The 13,851-nt window shown below is 37.5% G+C and carries 14 protein-coding genes; 10 read left to right on the forward strand and 4 right to left on the reverse strand.

Annotated features, from left to right (window positions below; genetic code table 11):
* Nucleotides 1–197: 197 nt before the first annotated feature.
* Together JZO76_RS00575 and JZO76_RS00580 are read right to left on the reverse strand one after the other, a co-directional pair.
* On the reverse strand, nucleotides 198–1,394 hold the full coding sequence (locus JZO76_RS00575; protein WP_206902231.1) for a toxic anion resistance protein: 1,197 nt from the start codon (nucleotides 1,392–1,394) through the stop codon (nucleotides 198–200).
* 89 nt (nucleotides 1,395–1,483) lie between these two features.
* Entirely contained in the window at nucleotides 1,484–2,140 is a 657-nt protein-coding gene (locus JZO76_RS00580; protein WP_206902232.1) for a 5-bromo-4-chloroindolyl phosphate hydrolysis family protein, read from the reverse strand.
* A 290-nt stretch (nucleotides 2,141–2,430) separates the two neighbouring features.
* Between JZO76_RS00580 and JZO76_RS00585 the strand changes: the two genes are divergently transcribed.
* From JZO76_RS00585 to JZO76_RS00605, 5 genes are all read left to right on the forward strand, one after another.
* A complete protein-coding gene (locus JZO76_RS00585; protein ID WP_206902233.1) occupies nucleotides 2,431–2,988 on the forward strand; it encodes an NUDIX hydrolase in 558 nt (185 codons plus the stop codon).
* 9 nt (nucleotides 2,989–2,997) lie between these two features.
* Nucleotides 2,998–3,303, forward strand: coding sequence for a cell wall synthase accessory phosphoprotein MacP (gene macP / locus JZO76_RS00590; protein ID WP_206902234.1), 306 nt, complete (start codon nucleotides 2,998–3,000; stop codon nucleotides 3,301–3,303).
* 792 nt (nucleotides 3,304–4,095) lie between these two features.
* Nucleotides 4,096–4,791: a 5'-methylthioadenosine/adenosylhomocysteine nucleosidase gene (locus JZO76_RS00595; protein ID WP_206902235.1), complete on the forward strand. Its 696-nt coding sequence runs from the start codon at nucleotides 4,096–4,098 to the stop codon at nucleotides 4,789–4,791.
* 37 nt (nucleotides 4,792–4,828) lie between these two features.
* Nucleotides 4,829–5,410 carry a cysteine hydrolase family protein gene (locus JZO76_RS00600; RefSeq protein ID WP_206902236.1) on the forward strand — a complete coding sequence of 194 codons (582 nt, stop codon included), beginning with the start codon at nucleotides 4,829–4,831 and terminating at the stop codon, nucleotides 5,408–5,410.
* Nucleotides 5,397–5,699, forward strand: coding sequence for a hypothetical protein (locus tag JZO76_RS00605; protein WP_206902237.1), 303 nt, complete (start codon nucleotides 5,397–5,399; stop codon nucleotides 5,697–5,699). Before JZO76_RS00600 ends, JZO76_RS00605 begins: the two co-directional genes overlap by 14 nt.
* A 251-nt stretch (nucleotides 5,700–5,950) precedes the next feature.
* On the opposite strand, the gene JZO76_RS00610 is transcribed toward JZO76_RS00605, so the two are convergent.
* Entirely contained in the window at nucleotides 5,951–7,108 is a 1,158-nt protein-coding gene (locus JZO76_RS00610; RefSeq protein WP_206902238.1) for an alanyl-tRNA editing protein, read from the reverse strand.
* Between the two features lie 86 nt (nucleotides 7,109–7,194).
* On the reverse strand, nucleotides 7,195–9,099 hold the full coding sequence (locus tag JZO76_RS00615) for a M13 family metallopeptidase (protein WP_206902239.1): 1,905 nt from the start codon (nucleotides 9,097–9,099) through the stop codon (nucleotides 7,195–7,197).
* Nucleotides 9,100–9,301: 202 nt separating this feature from the next.
* On the opposite strand from JZO76_RS00615, the gene JZO76_RS00620 reads away from it, so the two are divergent.
* From JZO76_RS00620 to JZO76_RS00640, 5 genes are all read left to right on the forward strand, one after another.
* Entirely contained in the window at nucleotides 9,302–9,844 is a 543-nt protein-coding gene (locus JZO76_RS00620; protein ID WP_206902240.1) for a hypothetical protein, read from the forward strand.
* Nucleotides 9,845–9,966: 122 nt separating this feature from the next.
* The gene (locus JZO76_RS00625; protein WP_206902241.1) at nucleotides 9,967–10,938 is read left to right on the forward strand and encodes a ribose-phosphate diphosphokinase; all 972 of its coding nucleotides are present in this window, start codon (nucleotides 9,967–9,969) and stop codon (nucleotides 10,936–10,938) included.
* Between the two features lie 142 nt (nucleotides 10,939–11,080).
* A complete protein-coding gene (locus JZO76_RS00630; RefSeq protein ID WP_206902242.1) occupies nucleotides 11,081–12,214 on the forward strand; it encodes a cysteine desulfurase family protein in 1,134 nt (377 codons plus the stop codon).
* Nucleotides 12,215–12,384: 170 nt separating this feature from the next.
* Nucleotides 12,385–12,729 (forward strand): DUF1831 domain-containing protein, encoded by a 345-nt coding sequence (locus tag JZO76_RS00635; protein ID WP_206902243.1) that lies wholly within the window; start codon nucleotides 12,385–12,387, stop codon nucleotides 12,727–12,729.
* Between the two features lie 268 nt (nucleotides 12,730–12,997).
* A complete protein-coding gene (locus tag JZO76_RS00640; protein ID WP_206902244.1) occupies nucleotides 12,998–13,849 on the forward strand; it encodes an aldo/keto reductase in 852 nt (283 codons plus the stop codon).
* The last annotated feature ends 2 nt before the right edge of the window (nucleotides 13,850–13,851 follow it).

A 13,851-nucleotide genomic window follows, 5' to 3' on the forward strand; every position in this document is an offset into this window, starting at 1 on the left:
AGAATTTTCCTACATTTTAATGATAGCAGAGGTAGCAACGTTTGGCTATCCTAAAAAAATATGCACAAGTAAAAGAAAATACTGCAGTGCAGCTGTAGTTTGCAGAGGGTTTTAAGCTGTTATGTGAAATAAAAAAGTACTAAAGAAGAAAGTCCGATTGACTTTTTTTCTTTAGCACTCAGGTAGCTTATCAAAAATTATTTTTCGCTTTGGGTTAATTCCAAGAGGCGTTGTTTTAAATCAGCCTCCATATGGCCCAATTCCACTTCAGCGGCGCGGCGTTTTTCTTTACCTTCTCGTTGAATTTGTAAGGTTTGTTGGATAGTTTCGACTAAGTCGTTTTGAGTTTTTTGCAAGGTCTCAATATCCACAATGCCACGTTCGTTTTCCTTAGCTGTTTCAATTGCAGAAACTTTTAACATTTCAGAGTTTTTCTTCAACAATTCATTGGTTGTTTCAGAAACTTGACGTTGTGCTGTTACAGCATCTTTTTGACGTAATAGGGTCAAGGCAATCACAACTTGGTTTTTCCACAATGGAATAGCTGTATTAACAGACGCTTGGATCTTTTCTGCTAATGCTTGGTTGGTATTTTGAATTAAACGAATTTGCGGTGCTTGTTGGATCGTGATTTGACGCGCTAAACGCAAATCATGGGTTCGTTTATCCAAACGGTCTAAAAATTGATTGTAGTCATTGACGATTTGGACATCCATTTGATCACCGGATGCTTGTGCTTTGGCTACTGCTTCTGGGATAATTTTGGTTTGTAATTCTTCCATCTTTAATTCACCAGCGGCAATGTAAAGATTTAAGGCATCAAAATAATCTTTGTTTTTATGGTAAAGTTGCTCCAACATTAAGTTATCTTTTAATAAGCCATCTTTTTCTTTGTCCAATTTAACGGCAATTTTATCAATTTGGGCCCCGATTTTTTGATACTTGGCCGTAATTTCATAAATTGATTGTTTTACTTTGCCAAACATTCGTTTAAAAACATTGCCCTCCCCAGCTCTTAAATCGTCAGGATTGGCTTCGTTTAAACGATACATTAAATCTGTCAACGAATCGCCAACAGGACCAATATCCGCTGCTTGCACATGATTTAACATGGATTGAGAAAACTCGCTTAATTTTTGTTGTGCTACTGCGCCGTAAGTAATAACGCCTTGTTGATCGCTAACATCGATTTTTGCAGCGAGCTCTTGTGCTTGTACTTTACGATCTTCTGGGAGTTTATCGACAAGCCGCTCTGCTTTTTGTTGGTCTTTCAAAACGTTAATTTCGTTTTGCTGTGTCTGTGTTAAAGAACCTACTGGTGTAGTAAAAGGATTGTTTAATAAATCGTCTAGTGTTTGATCGACGTTTTGTTGTGTTTCGGGTGTATCCGCCATGTTCATTCCTCCAATATTAAGTCATTGACCTAAATAAGTGTTTAATAAAAAATCTAGCTTGCGCTAGATTTTTTTCTGTAAGCGCCCGCTTACAAACTATTATCTCTTTTTAAGCTTTGTTTGGCAATGGAAAGCTCTACATCTAAATCCTCTAAATCATCAGCGACAAATTGTTGATAATCTTTTGCAATTAACGCCGCCATTTGATCGATAATTTGGGAGCTTTCTTCAATTTTTTCATATGTTTCTTTTGTTTTAATTTCATGACCATTGATTTCAATAAATTTGTCCGTTAAATCAACCATGTTTGGCAAATGGGTGTATAAAAAGTGATTAGCAAAATGCAATTTTTGTGGGTCTTTCACCAACTCTTTAAACAACGCTTTTGATGCCCGTAAAGTATCATGCCGCAGGTCAATGGCTTTTAACTTGGCATTTTTATTAATATTTGTCTGTAATTGTAAAACTTGTTTTTTTGTTTGGTTCATTGTTTCTCGGAAAAATTCAATTTCTTTTTCTGTCATGCCACTTTCTAAGTAATGTGCTTCTTTTTCTTTGGTCATAATTGGCAATGCAGAAGGACTACTACTGCGACGACGATTTTTCACGCCGTAAATAATCAAAGCTGCCCCACCTACGACAAGTACAAATGGGATAAGTTCATCTGAATTGCCGGATTTTAGTAAACCAAATAGTAGTAAACAAGCGATAATTACCAGTAAGAGCGTGCTGGTTTTCTTCTTCATTTTTTTACCCTCCTATAATTTGGGTGATTTATCTTTTAAAGGTCTTCCCTTAACTTCACGAGTTCATTTTACCACGGGGGAAGGTGGAAAAAAATCAGACCAAGGGTGGATTTTTGCGATTTAGAAAATTCATAAGATTTATTATCGCAATCTTAAGTTTCCCGTTCGTGAAATTGTGTATAATAGTATTTAGTTTTGATAAACAACAAGTTCTTTTTTTGACTTGGTTTGTGGGTTGCTTTGCTTAAGCAAAGAGTAAATAAATATTACGGATAGAAAGTAGGGATAAGATGCTTTCCTTTGCAGATTTTGAAGAAAAAACAATTCAACGAAAAGAATTATTTCACGGCAAAATCATTGATGTCTTTTTAGACGATGTTGCTTTACCTAATGGCGGCACAGCCAAACGGGAATTAGTATTTCATCCTGGCGGTGTGGGGATTATTGCCATTACGCCAGAAAATAAGTTGCTTTTGGTGAAACAATTTAGAAAACCTTTGGAAAAAGTTATTTTGGAAATTCCTGCCGGTAAAATTGATCCCGGTGAAGGAAGCCACCCTGAAATTACGGGTGCGCGGGAATTGGAAGAAGAAACTGGTTTTACTGCTAAAGAAATGAAGCATGTTGGTTCCATGTATTTGTCACCGGGCTTTTCAAATGAAATGCTACATTTGTATCATGCAGTAGATTTAATTAAAGTAGAAAATCCACGAGCACAAGATGACGATGAGGTGCTGGAACTATATACCTTGACCCTTTCAGAAGCAAAAGATGCAGTGAAAAAAGGTTTAATTTGTGATGCCAAAACGATGTATGCTATTACCTATTGGGAATTATTACAGAAATGAGGAGCGTAAGTGAGTAAAGGTCCATTAATTACCCGCAGTGAATTGCGCCGTCAAAAGGAAAAGGCTGGTATTGTAGAAGAATTTGATGCACCGGTGCGGGAAAAAAACACGATGAAGTTACAAAAAGAATACGACCGCAAAGATGAAAAAATTAAAAACTTCTATCGTAAAGAGGCGAAAAGACAAAAAGAACTAACAAAAACGAGAAGTGGTGAGTCCCGCAAATCCCGTGAACTAAACAGTTTTTTAGTGGGGGCGATTATTGTCGTCTCATTATTAATCGGCGTTGTCTTATTAGCAACCTTCTTTTTATAGTTAGCACAAAGTAATAAGTTGAAATCATGGAATGCCGTTTAGGCTACTTGGTTTCAACTTTTTTTAGGATAAGTTGACCGAGTAGATAAAGCTTTTCTAAGTGTCTAGCTAGACAAACTAGCCCGTCAAGAAATAAGTCGAAATTTTCAAAAATTTGAAGAATAATTTTCAAAAATCTCGTTCTTATTTTTTGCGGCCTAAACGAGTTTGTAAAGCTTTTCAAAGTGTCTAGCTTTATGAACTAACTCGCAGCGACAATAGGTCAAAATCTTGAAAAATTTGAGGAACAATTTATCAAGACTTTCGTCTTATTGCTAGCGAGTTGACCGAGTACATAAAGCTTTTCTAAGTGTCTAGCTAGACAAACTAGCTTTCTCGGCCTTAAGTCAAAATTTCAAAAAATTTGAAAAGCAATTTATTGAAATCCTGTCTTAATGCGCAAAAGCTAAACGAGATTGTAAATCTTTTCTAGGTGTCTAGCTAGACAAACTAGCCCCCAAAAAAATAAGTCAAAATTTTCAAAAATTTGAAGAACAATTTTCAAAAATCTCGTTCTTATTTTTTGCGTCCTAAACGAGTTTGTAAATCTTTTCTAGTTGTCTAGCTTTATGAACTAACTCGCAGCGACAATAAGTCAAAATCTTGAAAAATTTGAGGAACAATTTATCAAGATTTTCGTCTTATTGCTAGCGAGTTGACCGAGTACATAAAGCTTTTCTTATCGAGTGAAATTTTTTTTAGAAACTGGTACTATTAGGCTAAATAATAGAAGTAAAAGCTGGAGGAATTTGTGTGAAAATTGGAATTATCGGTGCTATGGAAGAAGAAATTAAAATTTTGCGAAGCGCCATTGACAGTCCACTGTCTTGGGAGAGGGCGGATGCTTTGTTTATCTCTGGCCGCATTGGCAATCATGAAGCTATTGTTGTACGGTCTGGTATTGGCAAAGTGGCAGCCTCTGTCACAACGAGTCTATTGATTCAGCAATATGGGGTAAATATGGTTGTTAATACTGGTTCGGCTGGCGGAATCGGAGCCGATCTTAGTGTCGGCGATTTAGTAATTTCCGAAAAATTAGCTTACTTTGATGTCGATGTTACCGGTTTTGGTTACAAGAAAGGCCAATTACCGGGGGGATTTCCCCTTTATTATGATGCTAGTGCTTATTTGCAACAAGTCATGACTGAAGCAGCAGAAAAAACAGCGCATCGAATCAAAAAGGGCTTGATTGTAACCGGAGACAGTTTTATCGACAGTCCGACTAAGGTGGATGCTATTTTAAATGATTTTCCAACAGCCTTAGCTTGTGAAATGGAAGGCGCGGCAATTGCTCAAACGGCCAGTCAGTTTGCTATTCCGTTTCTTGTAGTGCGGGCTATTAGCGATACTGCTGATCACAGCGCTACAATTAGCTTTGATGAGTTTATCGAAGAAGCAGGCAAACGTTCGGCAGAACTTGTTTTAGAATTTATTCGCATTTTAAAATAAGGTAGGAAGATTGCATCAAAAAGACTGGAGGCATAAGATGAAAAAAGCGTTAATTTCAATTGACTACACCAATGATTTTGTCGCAACAGATGGCAAATTGACCACGGGTGCAGCTGGGCAAGCAATCGAACAAAAATTGGTAGAATTTACCAAAGATTTTATTGAAGCGGGCAACTATACTGTATTTGCCATTGATGCCCATGATCCAAATGATGCGTATCATCCAGAGAATAAGTTGTTTTTGCCCCATAATGTAATTGGAACGACTGGGCGAAATCTTTATGGCAGCTTGAATTCCTTGTACGAAAAAAATAAAGATGCTGCAACGGTTTATTGGATTGATAAAAGACATTACTCGGCTTTTAGTGGTACCGACTTGGATATACGTTTGCGAGAAAGAGGAATTACTGATTTGTACTTAACAGGTGTTTGTACAGACATTTGTGTTTTGCACACCGCAGTAGATGCGTATAATCTGGGCTATCAGTTACACATTGTAAAAGATGCAGTGGCAAGCTTTGATGAAGTGGGACATAACTGGGCGTTAACACACTTTCAAAATACGCTAGGAGCAGAGCTTTTAGAGCTAAGTGAAGGAGAAAAAGATGAGTATTTTTGATCGTTTGAAAGACGGCTTTGATTTAGCCGATATCAGTGGCATTATTGGTGACTTGCAAAAAGAGGGCAATTTGAACTTTGATAAAATTCTAAGCAACGATTTTATTAAACAATTTACGGACTTTAACGATAAAGATGAATTGTTAGATAAGTTGGGGATTCATGATTTAAGTCAACTAAGTAATTTGCTACAAAATCCTGCTGCAAAAGAAAAAATTGACGGTGTTATTAACCATAACTCACAGTTTGCAAATTTAGAAGAACTATTAAAAAAAGCCTTAAAACGTTAAGTTATCTCAAAAAAACTCAGTGGAAAGTCAGCTAAAACTAGCTGTTACGATCACTGAGTTTTTCACGTATAAGAAAGCATAAGTTTTTTTTTAGCAGTAAAACATTAAAGGGACAGTTCTGACGATGGCCATTCTTTCAAAGGAACTCACTGTGACAATCAGGCAAAACTTCAAGAAATTTGGGAAATAATTTATTGAAGTTCGCCTTATTGCAGGTGTGTTCCATGCGTTTGAGGAGCTTTTCTGAATTTTTATTGTTGTAAAAACCGTAGTAAAGCATCCTTTTGCAAATAAGGTATAGTACCATCGCCTTTTGTAGGTGAACCACCACCGCGTCCGGCAAATTTTTGGTTGGCGGTCCGAATTACTTGGCCAATTGGACGCTTTGGATCAGCTGTTTTTAAGTATAAATGATAGCGTAAACTATCCTCATCACTTGTGGCGGTACAAATCAGCTTATCAGGATAAATTTCGGCTATTTTTTTTGCCGCTGTTTGTAATTCTTTTGCTTCGGTGTCAGTTATTTCACTGTAAATGAAATGTGGTGTCAGTTCTTTGGCATTTGCCACCAACTCATTTACTTGATAAAGCGCAACTTGCCCTTGATAAAACTTGATTGTTTGTTGTTGTTCTTGGAAAGCTAAAGCTAGCCCATCAACAGGAACGTTAGCTTGTAGTGTCAATGCCGTCAATTGTTTTTGATTTGTTTCAAATTGTTGCAACAAACGATTACCACAAGCAAAATGCAAGGTAGTTGTTTTTTTGTGCTCTTTTACTTGCGTTAAAGCAATAGCTTGCACTTCGGCAGTATTTTTCACATGAGTACCACCACAACCAATAATATCAAAATCGGCAATTTTTATTAGTCGGAGATCTTTAAAGTATTTTGGTGGCGCGGTAAAGAGCGTTTCTTTTGCCAATTCTTCTTCAGTGGGAAATAGAATACTGACTTGTTTTTGTGCCCGAATAATTTCGTTGCTCCGTTTTAAAGCCGTTTGCAATTGTGTTTTATCAAGTTTCACATCAATTTCAAAAAATGAATCTTTTAATGTCATTTGTTCTTTTGTGATTCTTGCTTGAAATAGATCTTCGCAAACTCGGGCTAAAATGTGTTGGCCGGTATGTTGCTGCATGAAGTCAAAGCGTTGCTCCCAATTTATTTTGACAAGAACTTTTTCAGGCAATGTCTCAACGTCAATGTCGAGATAATAAAATACACTGTCTGCTGTTTTTTGTATTTTTAAAATAGGATTGCCCGCAATCCAAGCACAATCAGCCGGTTGACCGCCACCACCAGGATAGACGACAGTTTCCTTTAAGCAGACAAAATTGCCAATTTCATCTTTTCCGCGTTCTGTAATAGTTGTTTCAATTTCAGTTAAATAACTATTTTGTGCATATTTTTCCAAAGTAGATCACCTCTTTTAAAGTTGTTAAAAAGAGCAATAAGTTAAACGTATTTATTTCTACGTAAGCTTACTGCTCTAATTTTTAATTACCAGATATGCACGCGTTTTTCTGGCGCTTTATACATACCATCGCCTTCTTTAATTCCGTAAGTTTCAAAGAATTCAGGGACATTTTGTAACTGAATATTCGCCCGTAATTTTGCTGGCGCATGGACATCAATAGCTAGTAACAATTGTTGGTATTGTTCCCGTGCTTTTGTACGCCAAATTTTTGCCCAGTTGACAAAGAAGTCTTCAAAAGCGACATCTGCTTCTTTTTTAGCTGCAGCTAGAGCACAACTAACACCACCGGCATCGGCAATATTTTCTGAAACGGTTAAGGTACCGTTAACCGTGCCACCGGCAAAGGCAATACCGTCAAATTCTGCAATCATTTGAGCAGATAATGTTTCAAAATGCGCTAAATCAGTATCCGTCCACCAATTGTTCATGTTGCCATACTCATCAAATTTCGCCCCGTTATTGTCAAAAGCATGGGAAATCTCGTGGGCAATAACGGCACCAATACCACCATAGTTGGCGCTAGTCGATTGTTCTAAACTATAAAATGGCGCTTGTAAAATCGCAGCAGGAAAAACGATAATATTTTTGAAGGGATGGTAATAGGCATTCACAGTCGCAGCGCTCATTTCCCATTCGTTGCGGTCAGCACTTTTTCCATAACGACTAAAATTATCTTCTCTGACAATTCGACTAAATTTACGACTATTTTCCACCAGCGTGCCACCGGCGTTTTTTGGCGTAGTATCAAATTTTTCATAAAAAGCAGGAATTGTTTCAGGATAACCCACTTGAACGCCTAATTTATTTAATTTTGTAATTGCTTTGGCACTGGTTTCTTTTGATAACCAGTCGTTTTTTTCCAAGCGGTCTTGGTAGATGCCAATCATAGTGTGAACCATGTGTTCAACATCTTGCTTTGCCTTTTCACCAAAGTATTTGGTTCCATAAAAGCGACCGACTACTTGACTAAAACGACCATTCGCTAAGTAAAAAGCTGCTTTTTCTTGTGGCATGGCACTAGGCGCACCAGACAATTGACGGGAATAAGTGCCGCCTAATTGCCGCAATTCTTCACTTAATAAATTGGTGTATCCCAATGCAGTTTGAATATACAGCCAATTTTGTAATAAGGAGAAGTTCTCTTCTGTCAGCAGTGTATTTAATGCGTCAAAATAATCGGGTTCAGTTACAATAATTGTCTCAGGTGTGGTCTTAATTAAATTTTCTACCAGCTCTTTTAAATCTAAGACAGGTGCATAGGCACAAAATTCAGTAAAGCTGCGGGGATTATAGTTTTTGCTATAGTCGGCATTTTCTTCTGAACTTCTTACGTGAGGGACAATTAGGCGATCAAAAGCCAGCGCATCTTCAGTAATTTGTTGGGCTTCTTTCTGGTTATGGCCCATTTTTTCTAAGACAGCAATTGTCATAGCTGCAAAAACTTCCAATAATTTTGCCCCTTGAGGATGTTCTTTTGCATAATATGTTTTATCTGGCAAAATTGTATCAGCCGGATAAGCAAATAAAACATTTTGTTGGGTATTTTTCATATCTTGATCCACGTTTAAGCTAAAAGGTAGCGGGAGACCTTCTAAAACCCAATCAGTTAATTGTTGATTTAGATCTTCGTAATCTTTTAGCCCACGAATTCTACTTAATAACGGTTGGATCGGTTCAGCGCCAAGTTCATCTCGCGTTTTATAATCTTTAGCTAATTCGTAATAGGCAATGACGTCTTTCATTTTTCCTTGGGGAATTTTACTTTCATCAGCTAACATATCCTTAAATTCTGTTTGCAATAATTTATCAATGCCATCGACTAAATCTTGGAACCCACCTGTGGCTGGTTTATCAGCTGGAATGACAGCGGTTTTCATCCAATCACCATTGACGTATTCATAAAAATCATCTTTTAGTAAGTTGTTCATAAGACCACATCCTCCTATTTCTAATATCTCAATTCTCCGTAAAATTAAGACAATTTTGGGACAATCTGCCCATTTTTTCGTATCATTACCTATTATCATACACAGAAAGCTTTTTCACAAAGAAAACGTTCAGAATTTTTTGACGTTAGCTCAGAAAATCTCAACTAACAAACTTATGCTATACTTATCGCGAGGTGAGAAGATGACAATTACAAATGAATGGCTAGGGATTTCAGAATCAGAATTTTATCCTTATCGCAACATCACCACCAAATCAGGTTATCTATGTGGCACAAGCGCGGCAACAGTTTTTTTGTGTTACTACCAAGATCATCTTGTAAAAACAATTGTGCCTGAACACATTCGTCAAAATGGCAGTGAAAATACCAAAGCATTGCAAGATTTACTACGGGTAATCATTCAACCTTTTGATTTTCCAACTATTTCTTTACAAGTTTCCCACGGTCTTTCCCGCTATTTTCGTTTGTTTAAATTACCATTTAGAGCCCGTCAAACTCCTGTTGGTGGCTTAGAACGGGTAAAAAAACGTCTGCTACAAGGTAAACCAGTAATTGTCGGTTTAATGAAACTTAAAGGAAGCACCTATGGGAACCACTGGGTAGTAGCGTATGGTTATAAAAAAGACGAAACAGGGAAAGAATGGCTTAAAGTTCATGATAACTGGGGAAACTATCATAAAGTTATCCCTGCTAGCTGGATTAATGGGACCATTTCGTTACCTTAAAATAGATAAGAGGGAAACCAGCTGTTACAGTTCAAAAAAGAGTGAAAAGATGTTAGAATGAAAAAGAATTTGTCATAAAAAATGACTAGCGCAAAGAACTGCCAATAACTAAGGAGGCTATCATGGGGGAACAATACCAGGATCAATCGTTGAAAATTTTTAGCTTGAATGGAAATGAACCGTTAGCAGAAAAAATTGCTGCTGTCTTTGGCACAAAATTAGGCCAATGTGCGATTAAGCAATTTAGCGACGGTGAAATTTCAATTAGTATCGAAGAAAGTGTGCGAGGTGCGCACGTGTATCTGATTCAAGCAACAAATCAACCTGTTAATGATTATTATATGGAATTGTTGATTATGATCGATGCAATGAAACGAGCAAGTGCGAAGACAATTAATGTTGTCTTACCCTATTATGGTTATGCTCGTCAAGACAGAACAGCTAGACCTCATGAACCAATTACAGCTAAGCTTGTGGCGAATATGTTACAAGAAGCTGGTGCAACCCGAATTTTGACGTTGGATTTACATACCGTTCAAGTTCAAGGTTTCTTTGATATTCCAGTGGACAATTTATTTACGATGCCGCTTTTTGCCAAATATTATCGGGAAAAGAAAATGTTTGGAGACGACTTTGTGGTTGTTTCACCGAAGAACTCCGGGGTCAACAGAACCCGCAGCTTAGCAGAGTATCTAAATACAACATTGGCGATTGTCGACCAAGAGGAAAGTGATGAAAACGGCGGTTATGTAATCGGCGATGTCACAGGAAAAACTTGTATTATGGTGGACGACATTTTAAATACGGGGAATACATTTAAAGTTGCAGCGCGCTTGTTAAAAGAAGCAGGTGCCAAAGAAGTTTATGCTTGTGCTTCCCATGCACTATTATCACCGCCAGCAAAAGAAAACTTGGAAAGTGCAGATATTACAGATATTTGTGTGACAGATTCTTGTTTTACAGATGAAAGTCGCCATCCTAATAATTTGACGTATATCACTTGTGGTCAATTAATGGGAGAAGCTGTGAAACGAATTCACGAAAATACACCAATGAGTCCCCTATTCCGTTTGGAAGAAAAAGATTTCGCTTAAGCTAATACAATTACGATTTGGACTGTATCAAACTTTTGGTACAGTTTTTTTATTTGGCGAAAAAGGAAAAATGGTAATCAATTAATAAAAAATTCTTTTTATGCTAGAATGACCCTAGTATGCACAAGAAAAGGTGAAGAGAGTGAAAGAAATTTATTTGGATCATGCGGCAACAACACCGCTACACCCAGAAGTAATAAAAGCGATGACAGAAGCGATGCCAATTTTTGGGAATCCTTCTAGCGTACATGGCTTTGGTCGCAAAGCCCACGAAAAATTAGAAGCGAGTCGGCAATTAATTGCCAAAAGTTTAGGGGTGAAAGCCCATGAAATTATTTTTAACAGTGGCGGCACAGAAGGAGATAACACCGCAATTATCGGCACCGCTCTTGCTCGTCAAGAACTAGGGCGACATGTGATTACCACTGCAATCGAACATCCGGCTGTTTTAGAATCGATGCACTATTTGGAAAAACAGGGCTTTGAAGTTACCTATTTACCCGTCGATGAAAAAGGCCAATTAGCAATAGAAACGCTAAAAGATGCCTTGCGTCCGGAGACAATCTTAGTATCTGTGATGGCAGCCAATAATGAAACAGGGAATTTATTACCCATCAAAGCCATCGGTGAATTGTTAAAAGATCATCCTGCTATTTTTCATACGGATGCAGTTCAAGCTTTTGGAAAAACTGCTTTAGATCCTTACGAAAATAATATTGATTTATTCAGTATTTCAGCGCATAAAATTAACGGACCCAAAGGCGTAGGCTTCTTGTTTAAAAAAGATGGCGTAAACTTACCAAGTTATCTTCATGGTGGAGAACAAGAAGAAAAGCGACGTGCCGGGACTGAAAATTTAGTGGGAATTATTGGCATGGCAAAAGCGGTAGAAATTCTAACCCCAGAAAAACAATTGGAAAATAAAGCTCATTACGCAAAATTGGCAGAATTACTGCTAAAAAAATTAGACGAAGCAAAAATTGCTTATCATATAAATGGTGATGTGACGCATAAATTGCCACATGTTTTAAATTTACAATTGAATGATGTGGATAACAATTTATTGTTAATGAAATTAGATTTACAAGGCCAAGCGATTTCAACAGGCTCTGCTTGTACGGCCGGCAACATTGAACCTTCTCACGTTCTAACAGCCATGTATGGCAAAGACAGTGATGCAATCCACGAATCCATTCGCGTCAGCTTTGGTTTTGGTAATACGGCAGAAGATGTCGCATATTTTGCTGAAAAACTAATTGCGGCTTGCCAAAAATAACGAAAGAGCAGTAGTCAAACACTCAGAAAACTTTTATAATTAAAGAGACAATCAGATTGTAGCGGTAATAAAGTCAGTAGTAAAAATAAGAGATTGCAAAAGTTAAGGCTAATTTTTTATGAAAGCGGCAAGTTTTATTACCAGCAATTAAAAAGCAGGGGGGAAAATAGATGGCATTTCAAAAAAAGGCAACGGTGTTAGGTGCAAACGTTATGTACCAATTAGACCCAGAGGCAAAGAAATACACATTGCGCGATAATGGTTTTAAAGAAACAAATGGGGGGAATTTTCAATTAATTCAACCACTTGAAGCAACACCTCAAAGTAAGGAAGGCTTCAAATTGAAAATCACCGTTGATGGGGAAATAGAAACTTTAAAAATGTCAATTACGACAGCTAATGGTTTAAAAGCAGTAAATATTTTTAAAGACCCACAACATAAAATGTTACAAGATAAATTTTACTTTTTAATGGATGGCTTTATTAGTCGTGGCCTCTTTGAAAAAGTTGCTTAAAAATTTGCCGCCGCCAGCTTTTGCTGGTGGTTTTTTTGTAACCAATCATAAGTTTTGTACGAAAAAATTTGTCATGTTGCTAACGTTAGCGTGCAGACCGCGTGCAGCCAGCTTTTTTAGGTGGCTAGCTTTATGCACGAACTCGCAGCGACAATAAGTCAAAATCTTGAGAAATTTGGGAAATTTATATTTGCTAATAGTAATTTTTTTACCCAATCATAAAGCTGGTTTATACTTGAAGTAAGAAAAGCGAGATGGAGGTAGACACATGGAAATTGCTGGCGAAAAGATTTACCCGATTGGTTTAGGAACGTGGCATATGGGAGACGACTTAGTAAAAAGAACAGCAGAATTAGCAGCTTTGCAAACGGGTCTCAAACAAGCAAGTTCAACGGTAAAAATCGCAATTGATACAGCCGAAATGTATGGAGATGGCAATTCAGAAGAGTTAGTAGGAAAAGCGCTACAGTCTGTCTCGCGGGAAAACGTTTATCTAATTTCAAAAGTTTACCCTTGGAATGCTACAAAAGAAAAATTGCCTCAAAGTTTAGCTGCTAGTTTGAAGCGATTAAAGACGGATTATCTTGACTTGTATTTACTACATTGGCCAGGAGAAGTGCCCTTAGCTGAAACAGTCACTGCATTAGAGGATGCTAAAAAAAGTGGTTTGATTAAAAATTGGGGCGTTTCAAATTTTGATGTATCCGATATGCAAGAACTGTGGCAACTACCAGCTGGCAAAAACTGTGCTGCCAATGAAGTCTTATATAATTTAGGTAGCCGCGGCATTGAATTTGATCTACTTCCTTGGCTGAATAAGCAACAAGTGCCACTAATTGCGTATTCTCCGATTGCACAAGGGGATAGTTTAGGTAATCAATTTTTGCAAGATGGTGGACTACAAGAAATTGCTACTCGTCATGGGGTTTCTATTTTTCAATTGCTTTTAGCTTGGGCAATTCGGGATGAAAAGACATTGGCAATTCCGCAATCGAGCAACAAAGATCATGTCCTAACAAACTTAGCTGCAGCAAAAATCCAGTTAACCAAAAAAGAGTGGCAAAAAATTGCAGCACGTTATCTTGCTCCAACCAAAAAGCAGCCATTGGCAGTATTGTAGGT

It is taken from the genome of Candidatus Enterococcus myersii, from assembly GCF_017316025.1.
GTDB classification, from domain to species: Bacteria; Bacillota; Bacilli; order Lactobacillales; family Enterococcaceae; genus Enterococcus_C; species Enterococcus_C montenegrensis.